Here is an 18219-nt window from a genome sequence, read left to right on the forward strand (position 1 = left end):
CCGAAGGGCGGATGAGGGGGCCAAACGCTCGGAATGTGCCGAACCGCCCCCTCATCGCCTCGCGTTCGCTCGGCACTTCTCCCCGCTGGGGAGAAGGGGGAGATCGTTGAAAGGCCTTCACTCCATAGCAGATAACCAGAGGAAATAGACCAGCGGGTTCTGGCTGCAGTCAAGTTTCGAGTGGGCGAATCGATGCCTTGGAAGACGGCGATTGCGGTCACAATTCCAAAGGTGGAAACTGAGGAGAGTGGTTTGCCACTCTCGTAATAAAATCGGGCAGAACGCCTCCGCTTCCCCCTCACAAAGCCCCGTTCTTCGGGGGTGCCACCCCGTTCAAGTGATAATTGCCCACAACATGGGCTTTCCAGCGCACCGGGTCGTGCAGCGTATGGGTGCGGGCGTTGCGCCAATGGCGGTCGAGATTGAGGCCGATGCGGGTGGCGGATGTGCCGGCCAGTTCGAACAGGGCGGTGGAGGCGGCGAGGGCGACTTCGGTGGTCAGCACTTTTGCGGCGGCAACCGAGAGGGTGGCGTCGATGACATTGGCTTCGGTCGTATCCATCTGGGCGATATCGACCTTGCGGCCGGCATGCTCGATCAGCGCCGTTGCCGCCTCGAGCTTGATGGCGATTTCGCCGATCCTGGCGATGGTCAAGGGGTCGTCCGCGGCGCGTTCGACGCCGGAATCCTTCCAGGGGCGGCTCTGGGTCCGCACGAATTCCAGGGTTTCGGCGAAGGCTGCCCGCGCGATGCCGAGATCGACGCCGGCATGGATGATCTGGCCCACCGAACCGATCGTGGTCGGCCGCTCGAAGCCCTTGTGATGGAAGACGATGGCATCGGCATTGACGTAGACGTCGTTGAAAATGGTGGTGCCGCTGCCGGTCGTGCGCTGGCCGAAACCATCCCAGTCATCGACGATCTCGATGCCCTCGGTTCCCTTGGCGAGAAAGGACATGGTCAGGCGCTCTTCGGGATCGAGCGCGAACACGGTGATCCAATCGGCAAAGAGCACGCCGGTCGAATAGAATTTCTGGCCGTTGACGCGGTAGCCCGGTCCTTCCGGCGTGATGCGGGTATTGTAATCGGCGACCGTCTTGGTGCCGCGCTCGGAGAGCGCATTGCCGAACCGGTCGCCGGCCAGGGCGCGGCCGAAGAAAAAGCGCTTCTGCTCCTCGCTGCCATCAACCCGTAGTGCCTCGAGGATGTAGAAATGGTTTTGCGGGATCTGGCCGATCGACCCGTCTGCCTCCGAGAGGATGGCCGTCACTTCCGCCAGGATGGCATTGGAGACATCCAGCCCCCCATATTCGGCAGGGACGGTGATCGCCAGAAGACCGGACCGGGCGATTTCATCGAGTTCGTCATAGGGCAAAGTGCGATTGGCATCGCGCTCGGATGCGCGGATGGCGAAATCAGCGGCCAGCGCACGGGCGGTCTCGATGGCTTCAAAATCGCTGCGGAGGCGACCGGCCGTTTGTTTGACGATTGGCTGATACTGCAAGATGGTTTCCATCGCACGCTCCTTTTGCACGGAACATGGGTGGAAGAAGTCGGGCGGAAAGATAAGAGTATAATTTCTATAGATCGACTGGACTAAGAAAAGTCTTTCCTTAAAGCGGGTTTTGCGCCGTCGGTAGCGTTTGGGTCTGCAAGCATTTGGCGATCACCTCTGCCACAAACACGGCATGGTCGGTCACCTGCGGCAGGCCCATCAACTCGCCGAACGTGCCACGCGCCAGCGGTCCGGCGATCAACAAGGACGGCGTAATACCGGCCACGGGGCCGATCGCTTCCGAATTGCGGGTGCAGGATAGTCCCAGCCCGGTCGGATCGAGTTCGAGATAGCCGCTTTGCGTGAGTTCGGCGAGGAAAGGCTGGCTTGCAAGAATGCCGCCATGGCCGGGACCGGTGGTCACCACCACGGCATCGTAGGTTTTCTCGACGGTTGCGGAAGACCGCCGCAAACGCAGCGTGCAGTGGATTGCATCGGCCTCGATACGGCTTGCGGCAACGGAGCCGGACAGGATTTCAAGGCGCCCTTGCGCAATTGCCGCGTCGAGCGCCGCCTCCACCTGCGGCGCGACCCGGAACCGGTGCACATCCCAGAACGGCCGCAAATGCCGGACGATGCGCTGGCGTTCAACAAGCGGCAAAATCTGCCACAGCGCTTGCCCCTGCGCCCGCACCTGATCGATGACGCCGTGCCAGGTCCGGCCCTCCAGAGCCGCTTGCCGGATTTCCGCGCGGATGTTTTTCAGGAGTGTGAGCGCCGTGAAAGCCGGTTGCGCCAGGAAATCGCCGGCGGGGTCCTGCGCCACCGCCGCATGGCCGCGCGAGCGCAATCCCCGCCGCGAAATCGCGGTGATCGGGCCTTCATGGCCCTTCAGGGCGAGCGCGGCAATCACGTCGGCCGAGGTCAGGCCGTTTCCGACCACAAGCACCCGGTCAAAGGGGCGGATGGCCGCAAGCGCACCGGATCTGGTCGGGTCTGGCACGAAACGGGGATGGTCCTTCAGCACCGCCTGAAGCTGTCCCGGCGCCACCGGTGGCGGGTGGCTGGTGGCAATCACGACGATATCGGCCCAGGTTTCAGTGCCATCGCCGTCGATGATCAGCCAGCGCGCACCATCGCGCAGCACATGTGCGACGGCGGCGCGGCGATGCTCGACACCGCCGCTTGCGATCAGCGGCTGCAGCATGGCGTTGACATAATTACCGAACACGCTGCGGCGGGGAAACAACGTGCCGTCGGGCCGCAGCGCGTCGCTATCACCAGCCGTGGCCGCATGCTCGGCGATCCAGCGCAGGAAATGCTCGGGATCATCGGACAGAAGGCTCATGCGCGCAGCGGGAACGTTGATGCGGTGGGCGGGTTCGGCCGTGTCATAGGCGAGCCCCTTGCCGAGGTTTTCACGCGGTTCAAAGACGATAATTTTGGGCGCAGCGATCGTGGCGGCTGCCGTTGCAGCTGCGTTTGCGAGGTGAAAGGCTGTTGCCGCGCCCGACACGCCGCCGCCGATAATGGCGACCACCGCAGGCTGCGATTTGTTCGGCACGTCGCCGGAGGCTGCGCCGGACAATGTCATCGGGGTGACGATCAACTGGTTCATGACACCTTTCGTCTCGCCGTTTTTCTTGGTCTTCGTTTCTTGGCTGGCCGTTTGATAGTCTACAGTTTTTATCAATATTATCCGACGGTCAAGCCTTTACCGTGTTGATAAACCTAGACAGGATCGTGGCGGGTGATGTCAGGACTTCTCATCGAGCGCAAGAAGCACACGCGTCAGCAGTTCTTCCTCATCGCGGACACCGTGGCGATAGAGGGTCAGCACCAGGGCTGCCACCGGGTCGTTGGCGTCGCTGTCGGGCGCGATCTTGCGGGCGTCTCTTGCACGGTCGAAGACTCGCTGGCAGAGCTGCACGTGATCGGGGAGCATCGGCTCGTTGCGCCATTTCGTCATGCTTCGTCTCCTGTTGCCGGGTAACACCGGACCTGCCGGCATCACCGTTCGGCAAGGCTTGCGCTACGGTTGATCGATACGAGTGACGATTGATTGTGGCGGTTTTTTATCGCGATGGGATCAGGCGGGCTCTGCCGCCGTGGCCGGGTCCATCATCGGCACGGCAGCGCTCAGATCGTTATCTGCATATTTGATCACAAGGATGCTGAGGATCGAACCGACGATGACGAAGACAACGGCGCGCATGGACATTTGCATAGGACTGTTCCTGTTTAAGCACGCTGGAAACGTATGAAGGCAAGGCTTGTTCCATAAGCAGACCCGCAGATTGCCGGATTGCAGAAGCGGCTGTGCAGCCCGGTTTGGACAGCAAGAAAGATAATCCGGCTTTTTTGACTGGTTTGAGGACTTGCTGGCAGCCTACGATGCCAATAGATCAGATTGGCACACGAAAAGCAGCCGGGGGGTTAGTGCGTGCATCACGATATGGCATTGGTGGCAACTGTCGCAATCAGCTTCGTTCTGGCGGCGGCCTGCGGTTATTTTGCGGACCGGCTGCGCCTGCCGCCGTTGGTCGGATATCTGTTTGCCGGCATTCTGATGGGGCCTTTTACGCCGGGGTTTACCGCTGACACGGCGCTCGCCACACAACTTGCCGAGATCGGCGTCATTCTTTTGATGTTCGGCGTCGGCCTGCATTTTTCCGCCGCAGATCTCATCGCCGTGCGTGGCGTGGCGATCCCCGGGGCCATCGGCCAGATCATCCTGGCAACGCTTCTTGGCATTGGCCTGTGTACGCTCTGGGGCTGGGATCTCGGCGCGGGGCTGGTTTTCGGGCTCAGCGTTTCCGTGGCCAGCACCGTCGTTCTCTTGAAAGCGCTGGAGGAACGCAACCTGGTCAACTCGCCAAATGGACGGGTGGCGATCGGCTGGCTGATCGTCGAGGACCTGGCAATGGTGCTCGCGCTCGTTCTCCTGCCGATCGTTGCCGAGGTCTTGGGCGCTCAAGGGGCTGCGGCGCATGCGGCGGAGGGCGCTACGACGCCGGTTGCGCTGACGATCGTGCTGACTTTGGTCAAGCTCGGCGCCTTCGCCGTCCTCGCCATCGTATTGGGACCACGGATCGTTCCCTGGCTTTTGACGCTGGTTGCCCGCACCGGTTCGCGCGAACTGTTCACGCTCACCGTTCTTGCCATCGCGCTTGGCATCGCCTTCGGTTCGGCGATGCTGTTCGGGGTTTCGTTTGCACTTGGCGCCTTTTTCGCGGGTGTCGTCATGAGCGAATCGCATCTCAGCCACAGGGCGGCCGCTGATTCCCTGCCGCTGCAAAATGCCTTTTCGGTCCTGTTCTTCGTCTCGGTCGGCATGTTGTTCAACCCGAAAATCCTGATCGAGCAGCCGCTGGCCGTTCTTGCCATCCTGGCGCTGATCACAGTTGGAAAATCGCTGATTGCCGCCGGTTTCGTGCTGATGCTGCGCTATCCCCTGTCGATGGCGCTGACGGTGGCGGCGAGCCTTGCCCAGATCGGCGAATTCTCCTTCATCGTCGCGGGGCTTGGTGTTTCCCTGGGCCTCATGTCGCAGGAGGGCTACGACCTCATTCTTGCCGGTGCCATCCTGTCGATCACCCTCAATCCGCTGATCTTCTGGGCGGCGGCAAAGCTGAAGACGGCAATGGGTGGGGCTGCGCCGGTCTATGGCGCACGGAAAATCAAACTGTTGACCCGTGACCTCGATATCATCAAGGCTCGCGTCGAGGAGAAGGAAAGCAAGCAGCAGCTGAAAAAGCAGCAGCTGGTCCATACCTTCCCGCTGTTTTCCGAGGTCAATGAACATGCGCTGGAGGAGCTTCTGCTGCTGTTCCGTCCAGCCTCCGCCTCGCCCGGCGACAAGGTCATCCGGGTCGGCGAGCGGGGCGATGCGATGTATTTCATCTCGTCCGGTGCCGCCGAGGTCCGCTTGCCGGGCAATGCGATCCGGCTGGAGGCGGGGGCGTTTTTCGGCGAGATGGCATTGCTCAGCGGCGGATTGCGCACGGCCGATGTGATCGCTGTTGATTTCTGCAATTTCTTCAAACTCGACCGGCGGGATTTCAATATTTTCATGGCGCGGCATCCGCGCCTGCGCGCCGCCGTCAGCGACATGGCCCGCGAACGCAAGAAGATGAACGTGCCCGGCATTGTCCAGGGCGGCGCGGCCAGCTGATGGGGTTGGGCCGGAGATGACGTCACCGTTCATTGGCTCCGGTTCCGACATTTCCGCGTTTTGGCTCTCATGAGCAGCGGCAGCGCAATTTTCGGATGAAAAATCCCGGAAAATGGCAATAAGCCGTGGCGAAAAGTGATGTAGACTGCTGCAATCGCAGCAAATCCGGGAGATCGCCATGACCGCTCCACATCCCTCCAAGACCCATATCGGCAACCACAAACTGCATCCGGAAACCCTGATGCTGAACTACGGCTACGATCCGGAGCTCTCCGAAGGCGCGGTCAAGCCGCCGGTGTTTCTGACCTCCACCTTCGTCTTCAAGTCGGCCGAGGAGGGGCGCGATTTCTTCGATTTCGTGTCCGGCCGCCGCGAACCGCCGGAGGGCACCGGCGCCGGGCTGGTCTATTCGCGTTTCAATCATCCCAATAGCGAGATCGTCGAAGACCGGCTTGCGGTTTACGAGCGCACGGAAAGCTGTGCGCTGTTTTCCTCCGGCATGTCGGCGATCGCAACGACGCTTCTGGCGTTCGTGCGGCCGGGAGACGCCGTTCTGCATTCGCAGCCACTTTACGGCGGAACGGAAACACTGCTGGCAAAGACGTTTCTCAACATGGGCGTCGCGGCAGTCGGGTTTGCCGACGGCGTCAACGAGGCGTCCGTGCAATCGGCGGCAGAAGAGGCAATGGCGAAAGGCCGGGTGTCGATGATCCTGATCGAAACACCGGCCAACCCCACCAACAGCCTTGTCGATGTCGCGATGATCCGCAGGATTGCCGATGCGATCGGTGCGAAACAGGGGCATACGCCGATTGTCGCCTGCGACAATACCTTGCTTGGCCCGGTCTTCCAGCGGCCGATCGAGCATGGCGCCGATATCTCGCTCTATTCGCTGACCAAATATGTCGGCGGTCATTCGGATCTGATCGCGGGGGCGGCTCTGGGCGCAAAATCGGTGATGAAGCAGGTCAAGGCGCTGCGCGGTGCCATCGGCACGCAACTTGATCCGCATTCCTGCTGGATGCTTGGCCGGTCTCTGGAGACATTGTCGATCCGCATGGAGAAGGCCAACAGCAATGCGCTCGAGATTGCCAATTTCCTGCGCGATCATCCGAAGGTCGAGGGCATTCACTATCTGCCCTACCACGATCCGCAGTCGCCGCTCGGCAAGACCTATGCCGCGCAATGCACCGGCGCGGGATCGACGTTTTCGTTCGATATCGCCGGTGGCCAGCCGGCCTCGTTCAAGTTTCTGAACGCCCTGCAGATCTTCAAGCTGGCAGTCAGTCTCGGGGGCACGGAATCGCTCGCCAGCCACCCGGCCACCATGACCCATTCCGGCGTGCCGCTGGACGTTCGCCAAAGGATCGGTGTGCTGGAATCAACCATCCGGCTTTCGATCGGTATCGAACATCCCGACGATCTGATTGCCGACCTGACCATCGCGCTGGACGCAGCTTGAGGGGGCAACGATTTTTTTCTTAATTTTCGCTTTGTCTTGAAATGGTTACATTCCCTTGCCATATTGCACCCATGGAATTCGTTTCCAGCGGTTGACCACGGATGTACTGGCAATGGCTGTCGAGACGGGTCGGAGAGGTCGGGTTCTTACCCGGCCTTTTTCTTTGGGCGCGCGCTCCGGCGGTTCCTGCCGCTCGGTTTCTTTTCAAATTGCATTAACGCTGTCGTTTGTATCTCGCCTTTCGCTGAGATGGCCCTACTTGTCATGGCAGATGATCTGGACAGATACTCTGGATAAACATTTGCCAAGGCCGTCCGGCCCGCTGGCCGATCCCCTCGACAGGAGAAACCCATGCCCCTTAAATCTCTGATGGCCGTTGCAGCGCTGGCAATCCTGGCTCTTTCCGGATGCGCAAGCACGGGCGGCACCAACACCACCTATGCCCAGTATCAGGGTTATAGCCCGGTGCCCGATTTCGGCGCGTCCGATCCGGGCGGTGTGCGGATCAACTATTAAGGTCCGATAGCGAGCGTTATTGCCGGGGATCTGCCTGCACCGCATTTTGATATCTGTGGTGCGTGGTGATCCCAGATGGATTCGAACCATCGGCCTCAGGATTAGGAATCCTGCGCTCTATCCTGCTGAGCTATGGGACCAGCCGGAAGAACACTTACAAAAGGCGCAGCCGGAAGCCAAGTGTTTTCCGGGAAGGCAAGTGTTTTCCGGCTCGCTTTTGATGCATTTCACCGAACAGGGTTTTCCGATGTGCGTGATGTCCGGCCGGGGCTGGCGCCGGAGGCTTTTCCGATGTTAAGCAGTGTGCGGCGAAACGGGGAGGAGACCCGGCCGTAACGGCGCCGCTTTTGATGAAAACCCACAGAGTTTGATCCGGCATGTTCATTGGAATTGATTGGGGCGGCACGAAAATGGAAGTCATCGCGCTCGATCGCGATGGCACAACACGGGCAAGGCACCGCATCGCCACGCCCACCAGCGGCTATGACGCCTGTATCCGCGCCGTACAGGAGCTTGTCGCGGCTGCCGAGCAGATGGCGGGGGAAACTGGGACGATCGGCATCGGCATTCCCGGCAGTCCCAATCCGCGCACCGGCATCGTGCGCAATTCCAATGCCGTGCTGTTGAATGGCCAGCCTCTCGGGCGCGATCTCGGGCAGGCGCTTGGCCGCGAGGTGCGCCTGGCCAACGATGCCAATTGCCTGGCGATCTCGGAAGCGGTCGATGGCGCCGGCAAGGATGCGCATACGGTGTTCGGCGTCATCGTCGGCACCGGTCATGGCGGCGGGCTTGCAATCGGCAAGCATGTGCATGCCGGCTATCAGGGCATTGCCGCCGAAATCGGCCATTATCCGCTGCCCTGGATGACCAGGGATGAATATCCCGGCCATAAATGCTGGTGCGGCAAACATGGCTGCCTGGACATGTATGCCTGCGGCACCGGGGTGGAGCTGGATTACCGGCTGACCACGGGCGTTGACCGGCGCGGCCGCGACATCATCGCCGACAAGCGCAATGGCGAGCCGGTGGCAGTTGCCGTCTATGAACGCTTTGTCGACCGGCTTGCCCGCAGCCTGGCGCTTTTGACCAATATTATCGATCCGGATGTCTTCGTGCTGGGTGGCGGCATGTCGAATGTCGATGAGATCTACGACGAATTGCCCGACCTGATCGTCCAATATATCTTCGGCGACAGTTTTGAGACGCCGATCCGCAAGGCGGTGCATGGGGATAGTTCCGGGGTGCGCGGGGCGGCCTGGCTCTGGAAAGATTGAGGGTAGAAGGGGAATGCAGAATGAGTATTGACGCGGATCTGGAGCGGATTGCCCTTCAGGAAAAGGAGCTGCAATTCGACAGTTTCAGTCTGGAAACGGCCTGGGCGCTCGGATCGCTGCTGCGTGAAATGGCCGTGGAGCGCAAGCTGGGGGTCGTTATCGACGTGACGCTGTTTTCCATGCCGGTGTTTTATACGGCACTGGAAGGCTCGACGCCGGACAATCCGAACTGGGTGCGCCGCAAGCGCAACAGCGTGTTCCGCTTTTTGAAAAGCAGCTATGCGGTAGGTTTGTCGCTTGCGAAGCAGGAGACCACGCTGCAGGCGAAATTCGGCCTGCCGGACGCGGAATTCGCGCCGCATGGCGGCAGTTTCCCGATCGTTGTCAGGGGCACCGGCTGCGTCGGCGCCGTCACTGTTTCGGGCTTGCCCCAGCGTGACGATCACATCATGGTGGTCGAAGCCCTTGCCACGCTGCTTGGCAAGGATATCGATGGGCTGAAACTCGGCGAATGAGTGTGGACGGACAGATTTCAATGGATATTGCCGGGTTTTCCGAAAAACTGAACGAATGGCTTGCCAACAAGGCGCTGCCGCTCTGGCGTGACAAGGGCTTTGACGGCGCCGGCGGCGGCTTTGTCGAGACGATCGACATGGCGGGGCAGTCGACGCGGGCCAACCGGCGCGCGCGCGTCCAGCCGCGGCAGGTCTATTGCTTTGCGGAGGCTGGACGGCGCGGATGGTCCGGCGATTGGCAGACGCCCGCGACCCATGGGCTTGCCTATTTCGACCGGGTCTACCTGCAGCCAAGCGGCTTTTATGGCGCGCTGGCGGATGCGGATGGCAATCTTGTCGATCCATCCTTCGATCTCTACAATCAGGCCTTCGCCTTCTTGGCCTTTGCCTATCTGGCGCAGGTTTTCCCCAGCCGCAAGGCAGAGATGATCGAGCGCAGCAATGCATTGCGCGCGCGGATTGAAGCCCATTGCAAACATCCGGTGGCGGGGTTCGAGGAGGATAATCCGCCGCGACTGCCGCTCTGCTCCAATCCGCATATGCATCTGTTTGAGGCATGCCTTGCCAGCGAGACGGTCGAAGGCTTCGACACGGTGGCCTGGACCAATCTGGCCGATGAAATCGCATTCCTCTGCATGGATCATTTCATCGACCGCGAAACCGGCGCCTTGCGCGAATTCTTCGATCAGGACTGGGCGCCGATGCCTGGTGACAAGGGCCGCATCGTCGAGCCCGGCCATCAGTTCGAATGGGCCTGGCTTCTGTTGCGCTGGGCCGAGCGGCGCGGAAATGCCGACGGTCTGGTCAAGGCGCGGCGGCTGTTTGAAATCGGCGAGCAATATGGCATCGCCCAGCCGCGCGATGTCGCCGTCATGACGTTGCTGGATGATTTCTCGGTGGCGGATCCGATTGCCCGGCTCTGGCCGCAGACGGAATGGCTGAAATCGGCCATCCGTTTTGCTGCGCTGACGCAGGGAGAGGAGCGCGAGCGCTACCTGCGTTCTGCCGTACGCGCCGCAACCGCATTGCAAAGCTTCCTCGATACACCGGTCGAAGGCCTCTGGCGGGACAAGCAGCAGGCGGATGGGGTTTTCGTCGAAGAGCCGGCCCCGGCCAGCAGTTTCTATCACATCCTGTGCGCCATCTACGAATTGGACGATTGCCTGAAGCGATTGTAAGTCCAAGCGACTACTAATGTTTTTGGTGCGGCCCGCTTCGAACAGAGGCGGGCCGTTCAGTTTCGAAAAACATCGATGGGCAAACTCATATATTGACATAAAGATATCTTTATGTGATTGCTGATTTGCAGTTTATTGTCGTTTTCAGAACGGGAGATTTCCCATGTCCGCCATTGATGCACTTTTCGGTGCCGTTTTACCCAAACCGGACGGGTCCGAAGTCATGGCCGCGCTGAAAGCAGCCGCCCGCGAGCGCATCCTGATCATGGATGGTGCGATGGGCACGGAAATCCAGCAGCTCGGCCTTGGCGAAGACCATTTTCGCGGCGACCGCTTCGTTGCCTGCGAATGTCATCTACAGGGCAATAATGACCTTCTGACGCTGACTCAGCCGGGCGCGATCGAGGAAATCCATTATAACTACGCCATTGCCGGCGCCGATATCCTCGAGACCAACACGTTTTCCTCCACCTCGATTGCCCAGGCCGATTACGGCATGGAAGCGATGGTCTATGAGCTCAACCGCGATGGCGCGCGGCTGGCGCGGCGCGCCGGATTGCGGGCGCAGCAGGTCGATGGCAGGCGCCGCTTCGTTGCCGGCGCTTTAGGCCCGACCAACCGCACGGCGTCGATTTCGCCCGATGTGAACAATCCCGGCTACCGCGCCGTCTCCTTCGATGACCTGCGCATCGCCTATGCCGAGCAGCTGCGCGGCCTGATCGACGGCGGCACGGATATCGTGCTGATCGAGACCATCTTCGATACGCTGAACGCGAAGGCGGCGATCTTTGCCACCGAGGAAGTGTTCATCGAAATGGGCATCCGGCTGCCCGTCATGATCTCCGGCACGATCACCGACCTCTCCGGCCGCACGCTGTCGGGCCAGACACCGACCGCGTTCTGGCACTCGGTGCGTCATGCCGATCCCTTCACCATCGGCCTCAACTGCGCGCTCGGCGCCAATGCGATGCGCGCGCATCTCGCCGAAATTTCGGGCGTCGCCGATACATTCGTCTGCGCCTATCCGAATGCCGGCCTGCCCAACGAGTTCGGCCAGTATGATGAAACGCCGGATGAAATGGCGGCCCAGATCGAGGGCTTTGCCCGCGAAGGCCTTGTCAACATCGTTGGCGGCTGCTGTGGCTCGACGCCGGCGCATATCCGCGCAATTGCGCAGGCCGTGGCAAAACACGCGCCCCGCGCCATCCCCGAAGTGCCGCGGCTGATGAAACTGTCCGGGCTTGAGCCGTTCACGCTCACCAAGGATATTCCCTTCGTCAATGTCGGCGAGCGCACGAACGTTACGGGCTCGGCCAAGTTCCGCAAGTTGATCACCGCTGGCGATTATGCGGCGGCACTCGATGTCGCCCGCGACCAGGTGGCCAATGGCGCCCAGATCATCGATATCAACATGGACGAAGGCCTGATCGATTCGAAGCAGGCGATGGTCGAGTTTCTGAATCTTATTGCCGCCGAACCGGATATTGCCCGGGTTCCGGTGATGATCGATTCGTCCAAATGGGAGATCATCGAGGCCGGCCTGAAATGCGTGCAGGGCAAGCCGCTGGTCAATTCGATCTCGATGAAAGAAGGCGAGGAAGCCTTCCTGCACCATGCCCGGCTTTGCCGCGCCTATGGCGCCGCTGTCGTGGTCATGGCGTTCGATGAACAGGGACAGGCGGACACGCAGGCACGCAAGGTCGAGATCTGCACCCGCGCCTACAAGCTGCTCACCGAACAGGCCAATTTCGCGCCGGAAGATATCGTCTTCGACCCCAACGTCTTTGCCGTGGCCACCGGTATCGAGGAGCATAACAATTACGGCGTCGATTTCATCGAGGCGACGCGCGAGATCATCGACACCCTGCCGCATGTGCATATTTCCGGCGGCGTCTCCAACCTGTCCTTCTCCTTCCGCGGCAACGAGCCGGTGCGCGAAGCCATGCATGCGGTGTTCCTCTATCACGCCATCCAGGCAGGCATGGACATGGGCATCGTCAATGCCGGTCAGCTGGTGGTCTACGATCAGATCGAGCCGGAACTGAAGGAAGCCTGCGAGGACGTGGTTCTCAACCGCCGTGCCGATTCGACCGAGCGCATGCTGGAGCTTGCCGAACGCTTCAAGGGCACCGCCGGCAAGGAAGCCAAGGAGCGGGACCTGAAATGGCGCGACTGGGGTGTCGAAAAGCGGCTTGAACACGCGCTGGTCAACGGCATCACCGAGTTCATCGAGGCCGATACGGAAGAAGCCCGTCAGAATGCCGAGCGGCCGTTGCACGTCATCGAAGGTCCGCTGATGGCCGGGATGAACGTCGTCGGCGATCTCTTCGGAGCGGGCAAGATGTTCCTGCCGCAGGTGGTGAAATCCGCCCGCGTGATGAAGCAGGCGGTGGCCATTCTCCTGCCCTATATGGAAGCCGAACGGCTGGCCGGTGGCGGCCTTGGCGAGCGCAAGAGCGCCGGCAAGGTGCTGATGGCGACGGTGAAGGGCGATGTGCACGACATCGGCAAGAATATCGTCGGCGTTGTTCTCGCCTGCAACGACTATGAGATCATCGACCTTGGCGTCATGGTGCCCTCGGCTAGGATTCTGGAGGTCGCCCGCGAAAAGAATGTCGATATTATCGGCCTCTCCGGCCTGATCACGCCGTCGCTTGACGAGATGGCGCATGTGGCGGCCGAAATGGAACGCGAAGGGTTCAATATCCCGCTTCTGATCGGCGGTGCCACCACCAGCCGGGTCCATACCGCAGTCAAGATCCACCCCCGCTACAACCAGGGCCAGGCGATCTACGTCACCGATGCCAGCCGTGCGGTTGGCGTGGTGTCCAGCCTGCTGTCGCCTGAGATGAAGGGCGGCTATATCGACACCGTCCGGGCCGAATACAAGAAGGTGGCGGATGCGCATGCCCGCAACGAGCTGGAAAAGCAGCGTCTGCCGCTCGCCAAAGCCCGCGCCAATGCGCAGAAGGTCGATTGGGATTTCTACGAGCCCAAGACGCCGTCCTTCCTCGGCACCCGGGTTTTCCAGAATTGGGACCTGGCGGAGCTGGCTGAGTATATCGACTGGACGCCGTTCTTCCAGACCTGGGAAATGAAGGGCGTCTACCCGAAAATCCTGGACGACGAGCGCCAGGGCGAAGCTGCCCGTGCCCTCTTTGCCGATGCCCAGGCGATGCTGGCCAAGGTCATCACTGAAAAATGGTTCGCACCGAAGGCCGTTGTGGGCTTTTGGCCGGCCGGTGTTGCCGGTGACGATATCCGCCTGTTTACCGACGAGAGCCGTTCAACGGAACGCGCCACCTTCTTCACGCTGCGCCAGCAGATGGCCAAGCGCGACGGCCGCCCGAACGTGGCGCTGTCGGACTTCGTTGCTCCCGTCGATAGCGGCAAGCGGGATTATCTCGGCGGCTTCGTCGTCACTGCCGGTATCGAGGAAGTGGCGATTGCCGAGCGCTTCGAGCGGGCCAATGACGATTATTCCTCGATCATGGTGAAGGCGCTCGCCGACCGTTTCGCCGAGGCCTTTGCCGAGCGCTTGCACGAATATGTCCGCAAGGAACTCTGGGGTTATGCGGCAGGAGAGACCTTCGCGCCCGGCGAACTGGCGGGCGAACCCTATGCCGGTATCCGGCCGGCGCCCGGTTATCCGGCCCAGCCGGATCACACCGAAAAGGCAACGCTGTTTGATCTCTTGAACGCGGAAGAGGAAATCGGCGTGACGCTGACCGAGAGCTTTGCCATGTGGCCGGGATCCTCCGTCTCCGGCATCTATATCGGCCACCCCGACGCCTATTATTTCGGCGTCGCCAAGGTCGAGCGCGATCAGGTCGAGGACTATGCGGCACGCAAGGATATGCCGATCGCTGATGTCGAGCGCTGGCTGGGGCCGATCCTGAACTATGTGCCGGTGCAAAGGGTGGAAGCGGCGGAGTAGCGTCAGGCTTTCTGCGCACGCGCGGGGGCGGTTTCGATTCGACCGCCCCCGCCCGCCATGGAGCACAAATTCAGATCATTGCCCTGCGATCACCCGGCCCGCCAGCCTGAACGGGCTGGAAATCACGGAGGCTGCGGCGTCGAAAACGAAGGCTCCGGTCTGTCTGGACGACACGCCATCGCGCTGCTCGATGGAAACGAGCTGCGGGCCGATGGCGGCGAGATTGGCGTAGCGGTCATGGCCAAGCCTGTCGTCCGCCTTGACCGAGGTGATATCGATAACCTTGATGCCGTAGCGCGCGGCCGCGTCCTCAACGACGGGATCATCGACATCCAGCCTGCCGGCGCGCTGCCGTTCGCCGCCGAGAAAGCTGGAAATCCTCAACGCCTTGTCATCCTTGGACACAAACAGCGTCAGCGGTGTCTTCAGCGGCCCAATAACCGTCAGTTGCTTGCGGAAGACATCGGCATCGATATCGGGCGCAGCCAGGATGACGACAAGCTTGGCCAGCACCTCGCCGCGACCCTCGAGCTTCAGCTGCCGCAGCGCTTCCATGATCAGGAAGCCGCCCATGCTATGCCCGAACAGAACGAATTTCTTCACCTTAGGCTGGTGCGACATCTCGGTGATGACGGCCACGAGGTCGTCGCGCGCAAACAAGGCCGCGTCCCTGTCGGCCACATAGCCGGTCACGGTGGCTTCTGACGGCCATGAAAACAGGACCGGTGTCGCCCCGGTCTTTGCGTCTGCGGCGATCTGCGCCAGCCGGAACAGGCCCTCCTGGTAGCTGTAATTATAGCCGTGAACAAACAGGCCAACCGAGCCGTCGGTGCCCGGCGTTCCCGCCAAGGCCAAAAATGCCGGCCGCTCAAGCGTGGTCCGCTTCGTCACCACGAAGTCGCGCTTGGCATTGGGCTTGCCTTTTGCCCATTCGATTTTCGACGGTTGATGGGTTGGCGGAATCGAAATCGAAAATTTCTCGAATGCCATCGACTGGGCACGGCCGCTTGCAAAGCCCTGCCCATCTTTGGTTCTGTCGGTCGCCGTCAAAAGCGTAATCTGCCGTTCGCCGCCCGCAGCACTTTCCGGCTGCAAGACAGCATCCGTCGGACGCGACGCGCAGGCCGCAAGCTGTAAAACAGCTGTCAACACGATCGCCATCCTGCACAGATTGGAACGGACGGGATGGGGGCCTTGAAAAGGGATCATTGATACGCGCCGGTTTGATTGCGAATGCATGAGGGCCTTGGTGACATATTTTTCCCGCCGGCAATAGATCGGCAGCCTGATGTTTGCCGCAGATGTTTGTCTTGAGGACACCAGACTGGTTGGGATACTGATCCGGCCGGTGCGGTTGTGGCACGAATCAGAGAATGCCCCCGATCTTCGAGGGTGGACTTGCGACAGCGGGGGCGGGAATTCATGGCCGAAGATAAGCTCGACACGATCGCCCTTTTGAAAGCGATCGCCGATAGTCCAAAACGCGACAACAGCGCCTATCACCAGGCGATGGCCGGCGTGCGCCAGGCGTTCGAGGATGCGGAAATCGCGCTGGGCGGTCCGGTCACGGTGCGGACCAAGGCCAAGGTGAAGCGCAATGGCGACTATAGCTTCAAGTTGACGTTCAAGCGGCGGGATTGACGGCGGCTGCGGGTTCGTCTCTCGCAAGCGCATTGGGCGGATGGAAATTATTTCACCGCGCATGGCACAAAATCACCGTTCAAACGTTTCCGCAAGGAAAGGTAAATGGTGATTCACATGAAGATGTTTGCAATCATTGGTCTGTCGCTGGCGACCGCCTTTTCAAGCGTTCTGCCGGCACAGGCATTCCCCTCCATCGAGCGGCCGAAACCCCAGGTTTCCGATGTTCAACAGGTCGATTACTATCGCCATTCCTGGCGCCACGGCCATTACGGGCATCGTGGCCCCTATATCAGGCGGCATTATCGCAACGGCGGCTATTATCGCCACGATGGCTACTACCGTTACGGTGGTTATCGCCACCACAGGCGTTATTACGGCGGATATCGCGGATATGACGATAATTTCGGTGGGGCATTTGGCGGCTTGGCTGCGGGCGCCATCATTGGCGGTATGCTGGCCCAGCCGCGTTACTATGGCGGTGAGCGCCGTTATTACCGCACCGGCGGTTCGCATGCCGACTGGTGCTCTGCGCGATACCGCTCCTATAGAGCCTATGACAACACGTACCAGCCCTATAATGGCGGCCGCCGTCAGTGCATCTCGCCGTATTGATCGACGAGCTTTTGCAGAGTTTAACGAGGGGCAGGGCGTTATTGTCCTGCCCGTTTCACAAAACCAATTTCAGTCCTTGATATACCAGCCCCAGGGCTCATCGCTGTTGAAGCGGGTGATCTGCTTGGTTTCCAGATAGTTCGACAGACCCCATCGGCCGAGTTCGCGGCCGATACCGGATTGCTTGTATCCGCCCCAGGGCGCCTCGACGAAGGTCGGCTGCGAGCAATTCACCCAGACAATACCGGCGCGAAAAGCCTCGGCGACGCGTTCGGCGCGGATCACGTCCTTCGACATCACGGCGGCGGCAAGCCCGAAGCGGCTGTCATTGGCCATGCGGATGGCATCGTCCTCGTCCTTGAACGGCTTGATGCAGACGACCGGGCCAAAAATCTCCTCCTTCCAGACATAGCTGTCCTCGCTCATGCCGGTGAGCACCGTCGGCTCCAGGAAATACCCGGCCTCGAAACCGGCCGGGCGGCCCCCGCCATAGGCGACCTCGGCGCCATCGATGCGGGCGCGGTCTATTGCCGAGGTGATCTTGTCATATTGGCCCTTCGAGACGATCGGCCCAAGCTGCGTGCCCTCCTCTAAACCGTTGCCGATCTTGATCCTGGCCGCTTCCTCGCAGAGACGCGAAACGACGGCGTCGTAAAGCCCGGCTTCGACCAGTACGCGCGACGTTGCCGAACAGACCTGGCCCTGGTTCCAGAAGATGCCGAACATGATCCATTCGACGGCCTTTTCGATATCGCTGTCGGCAAAGATCACGAAAGGCGATTTGCCGCCCAGTTCCAGGCTGACCGTCTTGATGTCCTGGGCGCCTGCCATCATCACCTTGCGGCCGGTGGAGACCGAGCCGGTAAAGGCGAGCTTGTCGACAAGCGGATGTTCGGTCAAAGGTTCGCCGGCTTGCATTCCGGTGCCGGTGACGATGTTGAGCACGCCAGCCGGGAGATCGATGTCTTCGGCGATCACACCGAGTTCGAGCGCGGTCAGCGGCGTCAGTTCCGAGGGTTTGAGCACGATGGTGCAGCCGGCAGCCAAAGCCGGGGCGACTTTCCAAGCGACCATCAGGAGCGGGTAGTTCCACGGTGTGATCGCGCCGACCACGCCGAGCGGTTCGCGCACGACCCTTGAGGAAAAACGCGGCTCGCTGAGCGGAATGGTCTCTTCCGGGTGCTGGTCGAGCTCTTCCGCCAGAATGGCGTAATAGGCAAAACAACCGGCGGCATCGTCGATATCCCACAGCGCTTCCGGCAGCGGCTTGCCATTGTCAGCGACTTCGAGCCTGGCGAGGAATTCGCGTTTTTCGATGATTTTCGCGGAAATAGCCCGCAGATAGACGGCGCGCTGGGCGCCGGTGAATTTCGGCCAGGGCCCGGAATCGAAGGCGTAGCGGGCCGCTTTGA

Annotated in this window: 15 protein-coding genes and 1 tRNA gene (1 of these 16 cut by a window edge); 9 read left to right on the forward strand and 7 right to left on the reverse strand. The window is 60.8% G+C overall.

The window, feature by feature from the left end:
* Positions 1–298 precede the first annotated feature (298 nt).
* The 4 genes from PYR65_RS03615 to PYR65_RS03630 form a co-directional block, all read right to left on the reverse strand.
* A complete protein-coding gene (locus PYR65_RS03615; RefSeq protein ID WP_276119932.1) occupies positions 299–1516 on the reverse strand; it encodes an SfnB family sulfur acquisition oxidoreductase in 1218 nt (405 codons plus the stop codon).
* Between the two features lie 97 nt (positions 1517–1613).
* A complete protein-coding gene (locus PYR65_RS03620) occupies positions 1614–3113 on the reverse strand; it encodes an FAD/NAD(P)-binding protein (protein WP_407951272.1) in 1500 nt (499 codons plus the stop codon).
* A gap of 138 nt (positions 3114–3251) precedes the next feature.
* Positions 3252–3464: a hypothetical protein gene (locus PYR65_RS03625; RefSeq protein ID WP_060639083.1), complete on the reverse strand. Its 213-nt coding sequence runs from the start codon at positions 3462–3464 to the stop codon at positions 3252–3254.
* A gap of 120 nt (positions 3465–3584) precedes the next feature.
* Positions 3585–3722 (reverse strand): hypothetical protein, encoded by a 138-nt coding sequence (locus PYR65_RS03630; RefSeq protein WP_276119933.1) that lies wholly within the window; start codon positions 3720–3722, stop codon positions 3585–3587.
* A gap of 228 nt (positions 3723–3950) precedes the next feature.
* Here PYR65_RS03630 and PYR65_RS03635 point away from each other — a divergent pair, with 228 nt between their 5' ends.
* The 3 genes from PYR65_RS03635 (at position 3951) to PYR65_RS03645 (ending at position 7647) form a co-directional block, all read left to right on the forward strand.
* Positions 3951–5669, forward strand: a complete 1719-nt coding sequence (locus tag PYR65_RS03635) for a cation:proton antiporter domain-containing protein (protein ID WP_407951302.1) — start codon at positions 3951–3953, stop codon at positions 5667–5669.
* Between the two features lie 178 nt (positions 5670–5847).
* Positions 5848–7131, forward strand: a complete 1284-nt coding sequence (locus tag PYR65_RS03640; RefSeq protein ID WP_060639085.1) for a cystathionine gamma-synthase family protein — start codon at positions 5848–5850, stop codon at positions 7129–7131.
* Positions 7132–7482: 351 nt separating this feature from the next.
* Positions 7483–7647: a hypothetical protein gene (locus tag PYR65_RS03645; RefSeq protein WP_200953608.1), complete on the forward strand. Its 165-nt coding sequence runs from the start codon at positions 7483–7485 to the stop codon at positions 7645–7647.
* Between the two features lie 63 nt (positions 7648–7710).
* Here the strand turns inward: PYR65_RS03645 and PYR65_RS03650 are convergent.
* A tRNA-Arg gene (locus PYR65_RS03650) sits at positions 7711–7787 on the reverse strand.
* A gap of 237 nt (positions 7788–8024) precedes the next feature.
* Here PYR65_RS03650 and PYR65_RS03655 point away from each other — a divergent pair.
* The 4 genes from PYR65_RS03655 (at position 8025) to metH (ending at position 14551) form a co-directional block, all read left to right on the forward strand.
* Positions 8025–8921, forward strand: a complete 897-nt coding sequence (locus PYR65_RS03655; RefSeq protein WP_276119935.1) for an ROK family protein — start codon at positions 8025–8027, stop codon at positions 8919–8921.
* A gap of 20 nt (positions 8922–8941) precedes the next feature.
* Positions 8942–9436: a heme-degrading domain-containing protein gene (locus tag PYR65_RS03660; RefSeq protein WP_060639087.1), complete on the forward strand. Its 495-nt coding sequence runs from the start codon at positions 8942–8944 to the stop codon at positions 9434–9436.
* Between the two features lie 20 nt (positions 9437–9456).
* On the forward strand, positions 9457–10614 hold the full coding sequence (locus PYR65_RS03665) for an AGE family epimerase/isomerase (RefSeq protein WP_407951303.1): 1158 nt from the start codon (positions 9457–9459) through the stop codon (positions 10612–10614).
* Positions 10615–10777: 163 nt separating this feature from the next.
* On the forward strand, positions 10778–14551 hold the full coding sequence (gene metH, locus PYR65_RS03670; protein ID WP_276119936.1) for a methionine synthase: 3774 nt from the start codon (positions 10778–10780) through the stop codon (positions 14549–14551).
* A 75-nt stretch (positions 14552–14626) separates the two neighbouring features.
* On the opposite strand, the gene PYR65_RS03675 is transcribed toward metH, so the two are convergent.
* Complete coding sequence (locus tag PYR65_RS03675; protein ID WP_276120954.1) at positions 14627–15712, reverse strand: alpha/beta hydrolase; 1086 nt, start codon at positions 15710–15712, stop codon at positions 14627–14629.
* Positions 15713–15973: 261 nt separating this feature from the next.
* Between PYR65_RS03675 and PYR65_RS03680 the strand changes: the two genes are divergently transcribed.
* Both PYR65_RS03680 and PYR65_RS03685 read left to right on the forward strand, forming a co-directional pair.
* A complete protein-coding gene (locus PYR65_RS03680; protein ID WP_276119937.1) occupies positions 15974–16192 on the forward strand; it encodes a hypothetical protein in 219 nt (72 codons plus the stop codon).
* A gap of 117 nt (positions 16193–16309) precedes the next feature.
* A complete protein-coding gene (locus PYR65_RS03685) occupies positions 16310–16807 on the forward strand; it encodes a BA14K family protein (protein ID WP_276119938.1) in 498 nt (165 codons plus the stop codon).
* A 69-nt stretch (positions 16808–16876) separates the two neighbouring features.
* Here the strand turns inward: PYR65_RS03685 and PYR65_RS03690 are convergent, their stop codons facing one another.
* Positions 16877–18219, reverse strand: the 3' portion of a protein-coding gene (locus tag PYR65_RS03690) for an aldehyde dehydrogenase family protein (protein ID WP_276119939.1). It continues 136 nt past the right edge of the window; the window shows 1343 of its 1479 coding nt (coding positions 137–1479); its start codon lies off the right edge, out of view; its stop codon occupies positions 16877–16879.

This window comes from Pararhizobium qamdonense (assembly GCF_029277445.1).
Taxonomy (GTDB): Bacteria; Pseudomonadota; Alphaproteobacteria; order Rhizobiales; family Rhizobiaceae; genus Pararhizobium; species Pararhizobium qamdonense.